Source organism: Pseudomonas sp. UBA1879 (genome assembly GCF_002338065.1).
Lineage (GTDB): Bacteria > Pseudomonadota > Gammaproteobacteria > Pseudomonadales > Pseudomonadaceae > Aquipseudomonas.
On record NZ_DDHJ01000009.1, the window covers coordinates 16,626 to 33,051 of the forward strand.

The window sequence follows — 16,426 nt, forward strand, 5'->3', positions numbered from 1 at the left end:
GAACGATCAGCCGGACAGGTGAACCCTCGGGAACAGGCGGCGCAGAAAGCCGCTGCGTCCAAAGAACAGCGAGAACAGGTAAAACGCGCTGGCCGTCAGAACGATGGCCGGGCCAGAAGCGACGCTGGCGTGGTAGGAAACGATCAGGCCGATGAAGCCTGAGAGTGTTGCGACCCCCGTAGAAATCACGATCATCCCGGTCAGAGAACTCGACCAGAAACGTGCGACGGTGGCGGGCAGCATCATCATCCCCACCGCCATCAGCGTGCCAAGGGCCTGGAACCCGGCGACCAGATTAAGCACGACCATCAATAGAAACAGCACGTGGTACAGCGACCCGCGGCCCCCGACTGCGCGCAGAAAACCGGGGTCAAAACATTCCAGAATCAAAGGCCGGTAGATCAATGCCAAAAGAATCAGGGTGAACGATGCGATGGCGCCGACCATGAAAATGGCCTGATCATCGATGGCCAGAATCGTGCCGAACAGCACGTGCAACAGGTCGACGTTGGAGCCGTGCAACGAGACGATCAGCACCCCGGCCGCTAACGACGTCAGGTAAAAGCTCGCGAAGCTGGCATCCTCTTTCAGCGTGGTAAAGCGGCTTACCAATCCGGAAAGCAGGGCGACGGCCAGCCCGGCAATCAAGCCGCCGAAGCCCATCGCCGGGAGCGACAACCCTGCGAACAGGAAGCCCACTGCCGCGCCCGGCAAAACGGCGTGACTCATCGCATCGCCCACCAGGCTCATACGGCGCAGCATCAGCAGGACGCCCACCGGGCCAGAGCCGATCCCCAGTGCCAGGCACGCGACCAGGGCGCGACGCATGAAGCCGAAATCGACAAAAGGCTGAATCAGTAGGGTGTAGAGCGTCACAGCGTTGCCTCCTCGTCGATGTCGCACGGCTGCGCGTCGGGGCTCCAGTGCTCGGCCATGTTTTTGGCGCGACGCAGGTTGTCGGCGTGGAGGATCTCGGCGGTGTCGCCCCAGGCGATGGTCTCTCGCGCCAGCAGCAACGTGCTGGGGAAATGCTGGCGCACCTGCTCGATGTCGTGCAGCACGGCGATGACGGTACGGCCCTGACCGTGCCAGCCGCTGATCAGCTTGAGGAGGTCTCGGGTGGTGCGTGCGTCGATGGCCGTGAAGGGTTCATCCAGCAGGATCACCGACGCATCCTGCAATAACAGCCGCGCGAACAGCACACGCTGAAACTGCCCGGACGATAACGAACTGATGCTGCGTTGCTCGAAGCCTTCCAGGCCCACAGCGAGCAAAGCATCCCGCGCTTGTTCGGCATGCTTGCGCGTTGCGCCTCGAAACGCGCCGATGCTGCGCCAGGCGCCCATCATCACGGTGTCGGCGACGCTCAGCGGAAAGCTGCGATCGATCTCTGCCGCCTGGGGCAGATAGCCGATGTGTCGAGTTGCGAGGGTGCCCCGATCCACACGCCCTACGGCGGGCTTCAAGGTGCCGGCGATGGCCTTGATCAGCGTCGATTTGCCGGCACCGTTCGGCCCGACAATCGCTGTCAGACTGCCTGCCGCGAAGCGTCCGCTGACGTGGTGCACCGCCGGGCGCCGTTCGTACGTCACGGTCAGATCGTGCAGATCAATCGCAGCGCTCATGGAATCGCCACCGCCCAGGCAATGCCGATCCACAGCAAGGCGAGCAAGACCAGTGAAACAAGTATCCGCCTGCCTGCGGACTGAGCGAGGGCGGACGTCGCGATAGTTGGAGAAAGTGGGGGAGCGGATTTCACGGAAGAAAGGCCTGAAATGTTTTGTTATAGTATTACATCACTTTTTTCAGGCCACAGGGAAGGGCTTTTTCGTCGCGGTTCAGGATGGCGACAGTTTGGCGAGGCTGGCGGATACCCGCGTTTTGCGGCGCCGACAAAACCCTGTAGTTTCGCAGCATCGTTTCTTTTCAGGATCAGACCCATGTCCGCTACTCACCGCCGCGCGGTCCCGCTTGCCAAATGCTATCGCTTGCTCAATCACGGCCCAACCGTGTTGGTCAGCGCTGCACACGAAGGTCAGCGCAACATCATGGCCGCCGCGTGGGCGATGCCGTTGGATTTTCAGCCGCCCAAAGTCACCGTCGTCCTGGATAAATCGGTCTGGACACGGCAGTTGCTGGAAGGCTCCGGGACCTTCGTGATCAACGTGCCCACCGTGGCTCAACTGGATATCGTCGAAACCGTCGGCTCGACCTCGGGGCTGGCGATTTCCAAAGAGCATGAGCAAGACAAGTTCACCGCCTATGGGCTGGACACCTTCGCCGGGGAGCTCGTCCAGGCCCCCTTGTTGGAAGGCTGCGCCGCCTGGCTCGAGTGCCGGCTGATTCCCGAGGCACACAACCAGACTCAATACGACTTGTTCATCGGCGAAGTCGTCGCTGCCTGGGCGGACGAGCGCGTGTTCTCCGACGGCCATTGGCATTTCGAAGGCCACAACGACCTGCGCACGCTGCATCACGTGGCGGGCGGGCATTTCCTGGTCATCGGGGATGAAGTGGTGGGGAAAGTGCTGGAGCGATGAGGGTTCGTTTGATCAAGCCCGCGACCACTGGAGCGTCCAGCGGTCACGGGTATCTCGTGTCGGCATGCCGTCTAAGCCGCAGTTATTTTTTGGCCAGCTGACCATCCGTCAAACGCCAGGTGTTCAGTGGATTGGCCTGTTGCAGTGCAGGCGGCAGCAGGGCGTCGGGCACGTTTTGATAGCACACAGGGCGCAGGAACCGGTCGATGGCGGTGGCGCCCACTGACGTGCTACGACTGTCCGACGTCGCTGGAAACGGCCCCCCATGGACCATCGAATAGCTGACTTCAACGCCGGTGGGCCAGTCGTTGAACAGAATCCGCCCGGCTTTGCGCTCCAGCGTCGGCAACAGAGCCTGAGCGATCGCCTTGTCGTCATCATCGTAGTGCAGCGTGACGGTCAATTGGCCGTCGAATTTCGCGGCGACGTTGTGCAGATCAGCCGTATCTTTGCACACGATCAACAGCGCGCTGGGGCCGAAATTTTCGTCTTCCAATGCCCGGTTGCCGAGGAACGTTGCAGAGTCGGTGCGGAAGAACGCGGCCCTGGCCTGGAACGAGCTTTGGGCTTCGCGGCCTTCTGCGATCAAGGTGACGCCTGCCGCTTTGTGCAGGTTGTTCAATCCATTGCAGTAGGCGCCGTGAATATTGGGCGTCAGCATGGTGGTGGGGGTTTTGTCAGACAGCGCCTCGGCAGCGGCTGAGACGAAGCGTTCCAGTGCGTCGCTTTCCAGCGCCAGCAAGATGCCGGGGTTGGTGCAGAATTGCCCGGCACCCAATACCAGCGAGTCTGCGAAGCCTTTCGCGATGGTGTCCGCGCGGGCGGAGAGTGCAGCGGGAAGCAGAAACACCGGGTTAATGCTGCTCATCTCGGCATAGACCGGAATCGGCACCGGCCTCGCTTGAGCGGCCGCCACCAAGGCCAGCCCCCCACGTCGCGATCCGGTAAAGCCGACGGCCTGAATGAGCGGATGGCTGACGAGCGCCTGACCGACAGAGATGTCTTTGTCGATGAGCATCGAGAACACGCCTTCGGGCATGCCCGTGTCGCGAGCCGCCTTCTGGATCACCCGGCCGACCAATTCGCTGGTGCCAAGGTGCGCGGGGTGTGCCTTGACGATGACCGGGCATCCGGCTGCAAGCGCGGATGCCGTGTCACCCCCTGCCACTGAAAACGCCAATGGGAAATTACTGGCGCCGAACACAGCAACGGGTCCTACGCCAATGCGCCGCTGGCGCAGGTCAGCGCGGGGGAGGGGTTGGCGCTCTGGCAACGCGGTGTCGAGTGTCGCGCCATGCCAGCGGCCTTCCCGCAATACGCTGGCGAACAGTTTGAGCTGATTGGCGGTGCGGACCCGCTCGCCCTCCAGCCGAGGCTTGGGCAAACCGCTCTCCAGATGAACGCGATCAATCAGCGTGTCGCCCAGATCCAAAAGGCCCTGGGCGATGGCGTCGAGGAAGGCGGCGCGTTGCTCGTCACTCAGTTGCCGGTAACGGTCGAACGAAGCTTCCGCCAGTTCGCACGCGGCGTTGACATCGTCTGTCGTGCTGGCGCCGAAGGCCGGGGTCAGCTGTTCTCCGGTGGCGGCCGCGAGCGCGAATACATCGCCTGCCTGACCGCGCAGCGACCGTTGTCCGATGATCGTTTCACCAAGAATCTGCATTGCGCAACACCTCTTAATCAAGACGAGCCTGGGGAGTGATATGACGTGAGTCGGCGCGTCTTATGGCGTCGCCGTGGTCAGCTCCTGAGGGTACATCATGAAAGCGATATCGCGCAGTTGGTGGGGAGCAGAAGGTGTCAGTGGTTTCCAGGCGCGCTGAGGGATATTCAGATTACCCCTCAGCGGCAACCCGCACAGCGTTTACTGCTGAACCGCGCTGAACCCATCGAACGCTGTCTGCTGCTGGATCGCGGTGACGATGTTCTTGCGCGTGGCAGCGTGTTCGTTGCCGTCTTTGTCGACGAACACGTCGTTCTGCAGTTCGGCTTCGTCTCCTTCACCGACAAACGCGAATCCGAGGAATTCGAAGGCTTCGCGGTCCACGCCGGCCTTGGTGCGCGGGGTGCGCAGGGGCAGGGTGATGCTGGCGCCATCTTTGCTGATGACGAACACCTCAGCGTCTTTCTTTGCTCGAGTTGCCTTGCTCTTGCCGCCGCTTGGGTTGCTGACGGCCTGGTGCGTCTGGTTCAGGACTTTCAGCGCCAGGCTATAGACCAGCTCCTGAAAACTCGGATCGTTCTTGTAGCTGGACAGAATACGAGTGATTGGGAACTTCGTGCTGAGGTCCTCCAGGGCGGCCATGTCGGCGGCTTCAGCGTCTTTCAGTTGTTTCAGCTGCCCCATCAATTCATAGGCCTGGTCGTCGTCGAAACGGTCATGGGCCTGACGAATGGCGGCGCGCAGTTCACGTATCTGATCGCTTTCCTTGGCGCTCTGGAAGGCATCGAGGACCATTTCGCTGATGGTTTTCGCCTGCGGCACGTGCTGTGAAAGGTTGATGGCGTTTTCGTAAGCCTGCTTGGAGGAAAGAGCAGGCACTGCTACGTCGGTATGGGAATCAGACATTGAACATCCATTGCTTCATTAACGGGTTTGATCGCGAAACGCAAAGAGGGCGTTTCGCGAGGGAGGGTAATTTATTTACCGCCCAGAGCACCACCCGCGGCGCCGCCCAGACCCGCGCCAATGGTGCCGCCGGTGCTACCGCCCAGTTTGTTGCCGATGACCGAACCCGCTGCGCCACCCAACCCACCACCGATGGCTGCGCGGGTTTTATGGCCTTTCTTCGCGCCGACGGCACTGCCCGCCGCGCCTGCCAGACCTGCACCGATGACCGCGCCGTTGCTGCCCCCCACCTTTTGACCCACAACGTTGCCCAGCGCACCGCCCAGACCACCCCCCACTGCGGTGTTGGTGCTACCCGCCATCGCGGCTTGGGAAACCAGAAGACCGAAAACCAGAGCAGGAAACGTGATGCGCATGACGTTGACCTCAGAAAAATAAGCAAGATGGGGTGGTTGAAAACAGGGCATCCAATCTGTCGACCTGAAGCGCCAGGGTCAAACAGCCAGAAACAACAAAGCCCGCACGAGGCGGGCTTTGTTGAGGTACTTGGTGGCTACACAGGGACTTGAACCCCGGACCCCAGCATTATGAATGCTATGCTCTAACCAACTGAGCTATGTAGCCAAGTGGCGCGCATTATTCGCTCAGATCAGAGATGTGTCAAGCGTCTTCCAAAAAAATTTATGCGCGCGATCAACCGGTTAGCGTTTTTCGTTGCTTGCCATTTTTGAACCCGCATATCCGTCACCGCAGTGACATTTATGAAGCATGCCTTGAGTGCTTTCGCCCCACATTTGTGCATGCTGAATGCACCGTCTTCGCCCGCATGCCCCATTTTGATGGCGTCATGCTACCGGTCCGTTTCTTGCTTGGGCCTGACGTGTTGGCGCCGCTCGGTGCGCGATGGCGCACGGTTTGACGTCGCACCTCCACCCTTGAGACAGGCGGCTGTCGTTTTTAAAACAAAGACATGGCATTTTGCCGGTAAGAATATGAGGCAGCAGTCGGTGTGGCCATAAGCTGCACTGGCGGGCTGTCCGTGAGGAGTCGTCGGACATGCAAAGTCTTCTGTCGCCAGGCATCCGCCTGCTCGGACGTTTTGGGTTTGCCCGCAAATTTCAGGTGCTTTTCTTCCTGTTCATGCTGCCGCTCGCCGGTAGCCTGTGGATGATTGGCCAAGATTATCGCAGCAAGCTGTCGGTCATTTCCCAAGAGCAATCTGGCACGCGTCAATTGCTGGCATTGGATGCACTGGACGCTCAATTGACCGCGCAACGCAATCTGGCTGCCCGTTGGAAAGCGGCTGATATCCTTCGTGACCCCACCCCGGCGGCGAAAGCAGCCATGGCGGCGCTGGATGCGGCCAATCCGGTCATGAACCAGACACTCGCGAAGTTGGGAGACGAGCTGAACGCGCGTCACGCAGGCCCGGACACCCAAGCGCGCTACAAAGCGCTGCAGGGGCTCGTCAAAGGCATGGATTCCGAGTCGCTACGGACCATCGGCTGGTGGCCGGACGGCTATGACCGGTTCACGTCAGCCCTGACCGGACTGCAGAGCCTGCGCGAGCAGATTGCCATGGAAAACGGCCTGATCCTCGATCCATGGCTTGAAACCTATCTGCTGATGCAGGTTTCGACGCAGCAGACACCTGACCTGATCGAGCGCATCGGCCGCATGGCCAGTGTCGGTCAGTCGTCCGTCGCATCGGGCCAGTTCAGTTTGCAAAGCCGATTGCAGATGCGCGACCTCCGTGGACGGATCACCGATGCCCGCGATCAACTGGTCAAGGCCGCTTCTTCGCTTCAAGCCAAGGCCTACCCCGGCATGGAACCGTGGACCCGTGTGTACAACGACAGTCTTCAGCGTCTGGACACCGAGCTGAAAGTGCTGGACGACGGCGTGTTCGGGGGTTCCATCAAGCTCGACACTGCGGGATTCGAACGCAGCGTCGACAGCGTTCTCAACGCGCTCGCCATGCTGCGTAACCAGTCGCTGACAGCGCTGGATAGCCGTCTGGATCATTACCATGACCGGGCCATCAGGCAGTTCATCCCGGTTGCTGCGACCTTCGGCATTCTGGCATTGGCTGCGCTGTATCTGTTCGTTTGCCTGCAAGCGTCGATCCGGCGCAGCGCCAAAGGCATCACGACCCTGGCCGAGTCATTGCGTGACGGTAACCTGTGTGTCGAGGTCGCCGTGGAAGGCCGAGACGAACTGGCCGCTATCAGCACCGCGTTGAACGTGGCGGTGGTGCAGTTGCGCTCCAGCTTGCTAGGCGTGAATCACGAAACCCAGCAGTTGGGCTCGGCGGTGGTCACGCTCAACTCCCAGGCGGGCAGCACATTGAACGAGGTCGAGGATCAGCAACAGCAGATCAGTCAGATCGCGGCCGCTGCGACGCAACTTGCCGCGACCTCGCTGGGTGTCGCCAAAAGTTGTGAAGAGGCATCCGGCAGCGCCCAACAGACGCGTCGCATCGCCGAAGACAGCAGCCGCGACAGCGTGCGCACTACGGCCAGTATTCAGCAACTCAATCAGCGCCTCACCGACACGGCCAATGCGCTGGGCAAAGTCAGCGAGCAAGGGCAGCAAATCCAGTCTGTGGTCGACACCATTCGCGGGATCGCCGAACAGACCAACCTGCTGGCGCTCAACGCGGCCATCGAGGCCGCACGGGCAGGTGAGCAGGGACGAGGGTTCGCAGTCGTGGCCGACGAGGTGCGCAGCCTGTCGCAACGGACCCAGGCCTCGACGGCGCAGATCGCCGGGACGGTCGACAGCTTGCGCGCGACGGTGAGCCAGGCGGTCAGTCTCATGGAAGCGGCCTGCGGTCAGGCGATCACCGATGCGCAGTCGGTCACCGGGCTGGGCGAGCGTCTGGGGGAAATCGCCAGCGCAGTTCAGGTCGTGACCGACACACTGGCGCAGATCGCCACGGCGGTGGAAGAGCAGGCCGCGACCGCCGACGAAGTCAGCGGCAACATCCAGCAAGTGGATCAGGCTGCGGGCCGTCTGCTCGATGGCGCACGGGCTGTGAATCTGGCCGCCGACACGTTGAGCAAAGGCAGCCGGGCCTTGAGCGACAACACGTCAAGGTTCCAGTTGAGCTGAGCGAAGCTGGGTCCTGCCAACGCAGGTGCGCGGCCGCTGAAAAACAAAAAGCCTTGACGAAGAGGGTGGGTCATCGGTTTTATCGCCGCTGGCTCACTTACTCAAGGCTTGCTTCATGACTGACAGTAGTGCCGCCGGCGCAGCGGTTTATTCACCGTTGACGCTGGCCCTTTATGACGCATGGGTGCTCGGCATCTCCAACCGCTACGCGTGGCGTTGTCCGACCCAGACCGTGTTGCTGCCGTTCTTCCGCGCCAACGTGCGCCCGCATCATCTGGACATTGGCGTGGGCACGGGTTACTACCTGGCGAAGACGCAACTCTCCTCGCAAACCCAGATCACACTGCTCGACCTCAACCCCAGCAGCCTCGAAGCCGCCAAACGGCGCATTGCCCGACCGGGTACCCGCACGATCCAACATGACGTCTTCAAGCCCATCCCGGGCAACGAACGCTTTGACTCCATTTCGCTCTTCTATCTGATGCACTGCCTGCCTGGGCCATTGGATGCCAAAGCGGCGATCTTCGGCCATCTCAAGCACAACCTACAGCCAGGCGGCGTGTTGTTCGGCGCGACGATTCTGGGGGACGAAGCTGCCCATAACGGCTTTGGTCGCAAGCTCATGGCCGTTTACAACAAGAAAGGCATTTTTGGCAATCGGGCGGACACCGAAGCTGGCTTCGAGACTCATTTGCGCGAGCACTTCCGCGACGTGACGCTCAAGCGCGAAGGGTGCGTGTTGCTTTTTCGTGCGGCTCAACCGATTGGGTGAGCCGTACGACGGCGGTGTCCGAATGGTCTCGCACGTGTGAACGCTTGGTCTGGACGGCGACCCGATCAGCGAGGCTGCTTCGGCGCATTGGTGGAGGTCTGGCCGAACAGAATCTTTTTACCCTCCTCGGTGACGGAGGCGCGGTTTTTCGAGAGCGCTTCCCCCTGCGCGTAGGCCCGAACGGTCCCGGGGCGCGCCTGGACTGTCTGAAACCAGCGCTTCAGATTCGGGAAGTCGTCAAGATTCTGTTGCTGGCGCTGCCATGGCACCACCCAGGGATACGCTGCCATGTCCGCGATTGAATAATCGTCTCCACCGATGAACGTCCGGCCCTCGAGGCGTTGGTTCAAAACGCCATACAAACGGTTGGTCTCGTTGACGTAACGGTTGATGGCATAAGGCAGCTTCTCCGGGGCATACACGCCGAAATGGTGATTCTGCCCGGCCATAGGGCCTAGTCCACCCATCTGCCACATCAGCCATTCGGTGATGGTTTTCTTGCCACGCACATCGGTGGGCATGAACCGACCCGTCTTTTCCGCCAGATACAGCAGAATCGCCCCGGATTCGAAAACAGAGATCGGCTCACCGCCATCTGCCGGCGCGGTATCGATGATCGCGGGCATGCGGTTATTGGGGGAGAACGCTAGAAAATCGGGGTTGAACTGGTCTCCTGCGCTGATATCGACGGGATGGATGCGGTATTCCAGCCCTGTCTCTTCGAGGAACAGAGTGATTTTGTGGCCGTTGGGGGTGGGCCAGTAGTAGAGCTCGATCATCGTTGAATTTCCATGACAGGCGTAGGAAGGGAAGTCGCGTCTGCGTTGGGTGCAGCAGCGTCGAGCAAGCCAAGCACCGGCCGGATGACACTCTCCAGAAGCGCCCGCTCTGGTCGGGCGCGCGCAAGCACCCTGATACCGAGCAGCACGCCGAGCAGCAGGCTGGAGAGATCTCTGGCTGAGTGCAATATGGAAATACTGCCGTCCGCCTGGCCCGCTTCCACGCAGCGAGAGAAAAACGCTTCAGCGCGAGTCAGGAAGTCATCGACGATTTCCTGTGCCTCAGGCGCATCGGCCACCGCCTCCAGGGCTGAGTTCACCATCAGGCAGCCGCGATGCAAGGCGTCACTCATCGAGCGGTCAATGATCTCTACGAAAAACGCCTCGATCGCCTGACGGGGCCCCAGCGTGCTTTCGAGCCGCGCGACACGTTCGCCGAAGGTGCTTTCCAGGTAGTGCGCCAAGGCTTGGCGGTAGAGACCGCGTTTATCGCCGAATGCGTTGTACAGGCTGGCGCCCGTGATTCCCATGGAATCGATCAGATCGCGCATGGACGTCGCCTCGAAGCCCTTGGCCCAGAAACACTGAATTGCCGCGTCGAGAACGGCTCGTTCATCAAACTCTCTCGGTCTTGCCATTGCTGGTTTCCTTTGGCGGCCATGCAGACAGACATTGCGCCTTGCTTCGCAGATCACCTAATCTAAAACAGTCGTTCTAAAACTAAAAGCCGTTTTTCCAACGTTGCCTATTCAGAGATGACCGCCATGATCCGTTTTTACTTTCATCCAACGCCCAACCCGGCCAAAGTCGCGCTGTTCCTGGAGGAGTCAGCGCTGCCCTATGAGTTAGTGCCTATCGACACGAGCAAAGGCGAGCAGCATTTGCCTGAGTTCCGCGCGGTGAACCCCAACGGCAAAGTGCCGGCCATCATCGACACCGAAGGTCCGGGCGGGAAAGAGGTACGTGTGTTCGATTCCAGCGCCATCCTGTTGTATCTCGGCGAGAAAACCGGGCAGTTCATGGGCGCCGCCGAAGACCGGGCTGAGCTTTTGTCGTGGCTGTTTTTCATCGCGTCGGGCCTGGGGCCGTTTTCCGGACAGGCTGTGCATTTTCAATACGCCGCACCTGAAGGCAATGACTACGCCGTCAACCGCTATCGTCGCGAGATCGAGCGTCATTACGAGGTGCTGGACACGCATCTGGCAAATCGTGAATACATTGTCGGCGAGGGTTATACCCTCGCTGACATCTCGACCTGGGGCTGGCTCATGCGCGCTCCGCGCGTGATGAAGGGATTGGAAGATCCGCTGGCGGATTTCCCTCATCTCCGCGCATGGTTCCAACGCATCGACGCCCGTCCTGCCGCCCAGCGCGCGCGGGAGGTAGGCAAAGAGTTGACGTTCAAAAAGGACTTGGACGAAGCGGCAAAGCGAGCGCTGTTTCCGTCGAATTATCCGAAGGTGTCATGAGCAGGATGTTAAGAAGCCACACAGCAAAAAGCCCCCGATAGGGGGCTTTTTAGGAGGTCTCGAAACGAGCTCGCTGTCTCGGATCAAACGTTGAAGCGGAAGTGCAGCACGTCGCCGTCTTTGACGATGTAGTCCTTGCCTTCCAGGCGCCATTTTCCAGCTTCTTTGGCACCGGCTTCCCCCTTGTACTGGATGAAGTCGCTGTAGGCGACACACTCGGCCCGGATGAAGCCTTTTTCGAAGTCGGTGTGGATCACGCCAGCGGCTTGCGGCGCGGTGGCGCCGACGCGGACGGTCCAGGCGCGGACTTCTTCGACCCCGGCGGTGAAGTAGGTCTGCAAATGCAGCATTTCGTAGCCCGCGCGGATCACGCGGTTAAGGCCAGGTTCTTCGAGACCCAAGGCTTCGAGGAACATGTCTTTCTCTTCACCGTCGTCCAGCTCGGCGATTTCGGCTTCGATCTTGTTGCAGACCGGCACCAGCATCGCGCCTTCTTCTTCGGCGATGGCGCGAACCACATCCAGATGCGGGTTGTTTTCGAAACCGTCTTCGGCCACGTTGGCGATGTACATGACCGGTTTGGTGGTCAGCAGATGGAAGCCTTTGATGACGGCCTTCTCATCGGCACCCATGTTCTTCATCAGGCTGCGCGCAGGTTTGCCTTCGGTAAAGTGGGCGATGAGTTGCTCCAGCAGCCCCTTCTGAACCACTGCATCCTTGTCGCCACCCTTAGCGTTGCGCGTCACTTTCTGCAGTTGCTTTTCGCAGCTGTCGAGGTCAGCGAAGATCAGTTCCAGGTCGATGATTTCGATGTCGCGTTTCGGGTCGACGCTGTTGGAAACGTGAATCACGTTCTCGTCTTCAAAGCAGCGGACCACATGAGCAATGGCATCGGTTTCACGAATGTTGGCCAGGAATTTGTTGCCCAGGCCTTCACCTTTGGACGCGCCTGCGACGAGGCCCGCGATGTCGACGAACTCCATCGTGGTCGGCAGGATGCGCTTCGGGTTCACGATATCCGCCAGCGCCTGCAAGCGTGGATCGGGCATGGCCACGATGCCGCTGTTCGGCTCGATGGTGCAGAAGGGAAAGTTCTCCGCCGCAATACCGGATTTGGTCAGGGCGTTGAACAGGGTGGACTTGCCGACATTGGGCAGGCCGACGATGCCGCAGTTGAATCCCATGGTGTTTCCCCTCGAGTGATGTCAGGCCTTCTGGCTGTGCAGGACACGCATCGCTTTGGCGAAGTCGCCTGCGAGGATATCCGGCAGCACGCCGAGGGCAAAGTCGATACTGGCGTCCAGTTTTTCCTGTTCGGCGCGCGGCGCACGACCCAGTACGAAATTGGAGACCAGGCTGGCATCGCCGGGGTGGCCAATGCCAAGCCGCAGGCGATGAAAGCCGTTTTGATTGCCGAGCTGCGCGATGATGTCGCGCAGGCCGTTATGCCCACCGTGTCCGCCACCCAGTTTGAGTTTGGCGACGCCCGGAGGCAGGTCGAGTTCGTCGTGGGCCACCAGGATGGCCTGCGGTGGAATCCGGAAGAAACCCGCCAGCGCTGCGACAGACTGGCCGCTGCGGTTCATGTACGTGGTGGGGATCAGCAGACGAACGTCTTGGCCTTGATGACTGAATTTAGCCGTCAGGCCGAAATACTTGCGATCAGCTGTCAGATTGACGCGCTGGGCGCTGGCGATGCGTTCAACGAAAAGAGCCCCTGCGTTATGCCGGGTCTGTTCGTATTCGGGGCCGGGGTTTCCCAGGCCGACGATCAGTTGGATGGCGGTCACGTCAGGGGCTCTTCCTTGGGTCGAGTGTGATGGTGCCGGGCACCATCACGGGTTCAACCGGCTAGCGAGTAATGATTACTCTGCTTCGCCTTCTGCAGTGCCTTCTTCGTCCTGGACGATGCGTGGAGCGTGGACGTTTGCGATGTCCAGATCCTTGCCGTGTGCCAGAGCGACGAATTCAACACCGTTAGGTGCTTTAACGTCGGACAGGTGAACGTTGTCGCCGATTTCCAGCGCGCCCAGGTCAACCTCGATGAACTCAGGCAGGTCTTTAGGCAGGCAGGACACTTCCAGTTCAGTGGTAGTGTGCGAAATTTCGCCGCCTTTCTTGACCGGCGCTTCTTCGTTGATGAAGTGCACAGGTACGGTTGCGGTCAGTTTCTGGCCAGCAACAACGCGGATGAAGTCAGCGTGCATGATGAATTGCTTGGCAGGGTGACGTTGCATCGCTTTAACGATCACGTTCTGCTTGGCGCCATCAACGTTCAGTTCGATAACGTGGCTGAAAGCCGCTTCGTTTTCGAACAGTTTGGCGATTTCCTTGGCTTCGATGGTGATCGAGGCAGCTTCTTTGTTGCCACCGTAGATAACGGCTGGAACTTGTTTCGCGTGACGCAGGCGGCGGCTCGCACCTTTCCCCAGGTCAGTACGCGCTTGGGCGTTCAGAGTAAAGTCAGTCATTTTGTATCTCCAAAATAGCCATCACCGAGCGGCGTTTGCGACCAGCGCCAACTCGATATGGGCAAAAAAGCCCCGCCCCAACAGTCACTATTGGGGCGGGGCGCTTTTCGTCAACGGAGGTTCGAGAGGGCAGGGCCCTTAACGGAACATCGCGCTGATCGATTCTTCGTTGCTGATGCGACGCATCGCTTCGGCGACTACCGGTGCGATATCCAGTTGGCGGATACGGTCACAGGCTTGTGCTGCTGCGGACAACGGGATGGTGTTCGTGACCACCAGTTCGTCCAGCACGGAATTTTCGATGTTCTCGATGGCGCGACCGGAGAGAACAGGGTGTGTGCAGTAAGCGAAAACTTTCGCAGCGCCGTGTTCTTTCAAGGCTTTAGCCGCGTGGCACAGGGTGCCGGCGGTATCGACCATGTCATCGACCAGAATGCAGGTACGACCTTCGACGTCACCGATGATGTGCATCACTTCGGAGTGATTGGCCTTCTCACGGCGTTTGTCGATGATCCCGAGATCAACACCCAGGGATTTGGCCACTGCACGTGCACGCACGACACCGCCGATATCCGGGGAAACGATCATCAGGTTTTCGAAACGTTGGTCTTCGATGTCATCCACCAGCACCGGGGAGCCATAGATGTTATCTACAGGAATATCGAAGAAACCTTGAATTTGGTCAGCGTGCAGGTCGACAGTCAGCACGCGGTCGATACCGACGACGGTGAGCATGTCCGCAACCACTTTGGCGCTGATAGCCACACGAGCGGAGCGCGGACGGCGATCCTGGCGAGCGTAACCAAAGTAAGGGATAACAGCGGTGATACGAGTTGCCGAGGAACGACGGAAGGCATCAGCCATCACGACGAGTTCCATCAGGTTATCGTTGGTCGGAGCGCAGGTCGGCTGAATAATGAAGACGTCTTTACCGCGAACGTTTTCATTGATCTCAGCGGTAATCTCGCCGTCGGAGAACTTACCGACAGAGATGTCACCGAGAGGGATATGCAGCTGACGTACGACACGCCGAGCCAGATCGGGGTTGGCGTTCCCCGTAAAGACCATCATCTTGGACACGCGCAGTACCTGGAGGCTTAGGGTATGCCTGGATGACTATAGGAAAATGGCAGGGGCGGCTGGATTCGAACCAACGCATGGCAGGATCAAAACCTGCTGCCTTACCGCTTGGCGACGCCCCTGTATCTGTTGCACGAGTGCCTGGCACTCGGTTCTCTTAGAGCAGTTTCTGTAACGTCCGGTGCAACATAGAAACGTTGCTGCCTTTTGCTACAAACCCTGTAAGGGTCTCTGTAAGAAGGGCCGAGACTTTATCAGCTTCAGCTTTGCTTGGGAAGGCCCCAAACACACAACTTCCAGTTCCGGTTAACTTTGCTTCGGTAAATTTACCTAGCAAATTCAATGCGTTACGTACTTCAGGATAACGCCTTGCTACAACCGGTAAGCAGTCATTTCGACTGTTTCCCTTGGGAACGGGGCGCACTTTAATGGGCGGCGTGTCACGTGTCAACAGGGGATCTGAAAAAATTTCTGCTGTACTTACAGAGACTTGCGGAACTAGCACGACGTACCACGGCTCTTCGGGGTGCTCTGGGGTCAGGATTTCGCCCACGCCCTCGGCAAATGCGGCGTGTCCACGCACGAAAACCGGCACGTCAGCCCCGAGCTTGAGCCCTAGCGCGGCCAGGCGATTTTCGTCCCAACCGAGTCGCCAAAGGTGATTGAGCCCTAACAGAGTCGTCGCCGCATCCGAACTGCCGCCGCCAATACCGCCGCCCATGGGCAGCACTTTCTTCAGCCAGATGTCGACACCGAGGGACGATCCTGATTGTTCCTTTAGCGCGCGTGCGGCTCTGACGATCAGATTGCTGTCGTGGGGAACGTCGGGGATGTCCGTTTGCAGGCGAATCTCGCCGTCGTTGCGCAGTGCGAAACTTAACTCGTCGCCGTAATCCAGAAACTGAAACAGGGTTTGCAATTCGTGATAGCCGTCCGGACGACGGCCAAGAATGTGCAGCATCAGGTTAAGCTTCGCGGGGGCGGGCAGCGTTAAACGTTGCTGGGGCATGATCACTGCCCCAGCTTGCGCGGTTGCCAGTCCTTGATGACCAGCGTGACGTCCAGGTCCTGGCCGTGCAGTTTCATTCGCTCGGGCAGCCAATAGCCGTTCTGTTGGGTGTAGCTCAAGTACTCGATCTTCCAGCCGTCCTGGTCAAGATTCGACAAGCGACTGTCGCCGTCCAGCGTCAGGCTGCTTTTGCTGTCTGGCGCAGGCAAGCCGCGAACCCACCAGACAAGGTGTGAGACCGGCAATTTCCAGCCGAGTTGATCCTTGAGCAGCGTTTCGGGGTCCGGGGCGTCGTAACGGCCCTGGTTAGCGACTTCCAGCGACACTGCGCCGGGACGACCGGTCAGGCGGGCCGCGCCGCGACCGAGCGGGCCCGACAGGCGAATGTCGTAGTAGTCCTGACGTTGCAGCCAGTAGAGCGTGCCGCTACCGGAGTCTTTCGGCGCGCGAATCCCGACTTTGCCATTGATTTCCCAGCCGTCGAGGCTCGCGAGCTGTTGCTTGTTGGCTTGCCATTGGGTGGCATTGCCGGTGCCCTGCACGGCTTCGCGGGAGGTGATGCCGGCGCAACCGGCGAGCAGGGCGATCAAACTGAATGCAAGTAGGTGGCGCAGTGACATAAA

General features: G+C 59.7%; 17 protein-coding genes and 2 tRNA genes. 4 read left to right on the top strand and 15 right to left on the bottom strand.

Going from position 1 to position 16,426, the window contains the following annotated elements:
* Positions 1-6: 6 nt before the first annotated feature.
* Positions 7-876 (bottom strand): metal ABC transporter permease, encoded by an 870-nt coding sequence (locus B3N48_RS09050; RefSeq protein ID WP_296182296.1) that lies wholly within the window; start codon positions 874-876, stop codon positions 7-9.
* Positions 873-1,625: a zinc ABC transporter ATP-binding protein AztA gene (aztA, locus tag B3N48_RS09055; protein ID WP_296182298.1), complete on the bottom strand. Its 753-nt coding sequence runs from the start codon at positions 1,623-1,625 to the stop codon at positions 873-875. The genes B3N48_RS09050 and aztA overlap by 4 nt, the downstream gene beginning before the upstream one ends.
* Positions 1,626-1,940: 315 nt before the next feature.
* Here aztA and B3N48_RS09060 point away from each other — a divergent pair, with 315 nt between their 5' ends.
* On the top strand, positions 1,941-2,540 hold the full coding sequence (locus B3N48_RS09060) for a flavin reductase family protein (protein WP_296182301.1): 600 nt from the start codon (positions 1,941-1,943) through the stop codon (positions 2,538-2,540).
* A gap of 82 nt (positions 2,541-2,622) precedes the next feature.
* Here the strand turns inward: B3N48_RS09060 and B3N48_RS09065 are convergent, their stop codons facing one another.
* From B3N48_RS09065 to B3N48_RS09080, 4 genes are all read right to left on the bottom strand, one after another.
* Positions 2,623-4,203 (bottom strand): aldehyde dehydrogenase (NADP(+)), encoded by a 1,581-nt coding sequence (locus B3N48_RS09065; protein ID WP_296182303.1) that lies wholly within the window; start codon positions 4,201-4,203, stop codon positions 2,623-2,625.
* 201 nt (positions 4,204-4,404) lie between these two features.
* On the bottom strand, positions 4,405-5,109 hold the full coding sequence (locus tag B3N48_RS09070) for a hypothetical protein (RefSeq protein WP_296182304.1): 705 nt from the start codon (positions 5,107-5,109) through the stop codon (positions 4,405-4,407).
* A 71-nt stretch (positions 5,110-5,180) separates the two neighbouring features.
* On the bottom strand, positions 5,181-5,525 hold the full coding sequence (locus tag B3N48_RS09075) for a bacteriocin (RefSeq protein ID WP_296182306.1): 345 nt from the start codon (positions 5,523-5,525) through the stop codon (positions 5,181-5,183).
* Positions 5,526-5,656: 131 nt separating this feature from the next.
* Positions 5,657-5,733, bottom strand: a tRNA-Met gene (locus tag B3N48_RS09080).
* A 1,353-nt stretch (positions 5,734-7,086) separates the two neighbouring features.
* Here B3N48_RS09080 and B3N48_RS26855 point away from each other — a divergent pair.
* Positions 7,087-8,223 (top strand): methyl-accepting chemotaxis protein, encoded by a 1,137-nt coding sequence (locus B3N48_RS26855; protein WP_414704217.1) that lies wholly within the window; start codon positions 7,087-7,089, stop codon positions 8,221-8,223.
* 115 nt (positions 8,224-8,338) lie between these two features.
* Positions 8,339-8,995 carry a class I SAM-dependent methyltransferase gene (locus B3N48_RS09090; RefSeq protein WP_296182312.1) on the top strand — a complete coding sequence of 219 codons (657 nt, stop codon included), beginning with the start codon at positions 8,339-8,341 and terminating at the stop codon, positions 8,993-8,995.
* Between the two features lie 65 nt (positions 8,996-9,060).
* On the opposite strand, the gene B3N48_RS09095 is transcribed toward B3N48_RS09090, so the two are convergent.
* On the bottom strand, positions 9,061-9,774 hold the full coding sequence (locus B3N48_RS09095) for a glutathione binding-like protein (RefSeq protein WP_296182313.1): 714 nt from the start codon (positions 9,772-9,774) through the stop codon (positions 9,061-9,063).
* On the bottom strand, positions 9,771-10,412 hold the full coding sequence (locus B3N48_RS09100; protein WP_296182423.1) for a TetR/AcrR family transcriptional regulator: 642 nt from the start codon (positions 10,410-10,412) through the stop codon (positions 9,771-9,773). Before B3N48_RS09100 ends, B3N48_RS09095 begins: the two co-directional genes overlap by 4 nt.
* 126 nt (positions 10,413-10,538) lie before the next feature.
* Between B3N48_RS09100 and B3N48_RS09105 the strand changes: the two genes are divergently transcribed.
* A complete protein-coding gene (locus tag B3N48_RS09105; protein WP_296182316.1) occupies positions 10,539-11,243 on the top strand; it encodes a glutathione S-transferase family protein in 705 nt (234 codons plus the stop codon).
* Positions 11,244-11,326: 83 nt separating this feature from the next.
* On the opposite strand, the gene ychF is transcribed toward B3N48_RS09105, so the two are convergent.
* The 7 genes from ychF to lolB form a co-directional block, all read right to left on the bottom strand.
* A complete protein-coding gene (ychF, locus tag B3N48_RS09110; protein WP_296182318.1) occupies positions 11,327-12,427 on the bottom strand; it encodes a redox-regulated ATPase YchF in 1,101 nt (366 codons plus the stop codon).
* A gap of 21 nt (positions 12,428-12,448) precedes the next feature.
* The gene (gene pth, locus B3N48_RS09115; RefSeq protein WP_296182321.1) at positions 12,449-13,033 is read right to left on the bottom strand and encodes an aminoacyl-tRNA hydrolase; all 585 of its coding nucleotides are present in this window, start codon (positions 13,031-13,033) and stop codon (positions 12,449-12,451) included.
* A gap of 75 nt (positions 13,034-13,108) precedes the next feature.
* Positions 13,109-13,714, bottom strand: a complete 606-nt coding sequence (locus B3N48_RS09120; protein ID WP_296182322.1) for a 50S ribosomal protein L25/general stress protein Ctc — start codon at positions 13,712-13,714, stop codon at positions 13,109-13,111.
* A 138-nt stretch (positions 13,715-13,852) separates the two neighbouring features.
* Entirely contained in the window at positions 13,853-14,794 is a 942-nt protein-coding gene (locus B3N48_RS09125; protein WP_037018241.1) for a ribose-phosphate pyrophosphokinase, read from the bottom strand.
* A gap of 47 nt (positions 14,795-14,841) precedes the next feature.
* Positions 14,842-14,916, bottom strand: a tRNA-Gln gene (locus B3N48_RS09130).
* A gap of 35 nt (positions 14,917-14,951) precedes the next feature.
* On the bottom strand, positions 14,952-15,803 hold the full coding sequence (gene ispE / locus B3N48_RS09135; RefSeq protein ID WP_296182326.1) for a 4-(cytidine 5'-diphospho)-2-C-methyl-D-erythritol kinase: 852 nt from the start codon (positions 15,801-15,803) through the stop codon (positions 14,952-14,954).
* Positions 15,804-15,805: 2 nt separating this feature from the next.
* A complete protein-coding gene (gene lolB / locus B3N48_RS09140) occupies positions 15,806-16,423 on the bottom strand; it encodes a lipoprotein insertase outer membrane protein LolB (RefSeq protein WP_296182329.1) in 618 nt (205 codons plus the stop codon).
* Between the last annotated feature and the right edge of the window lie 3 nt (positions 16,424-16,426).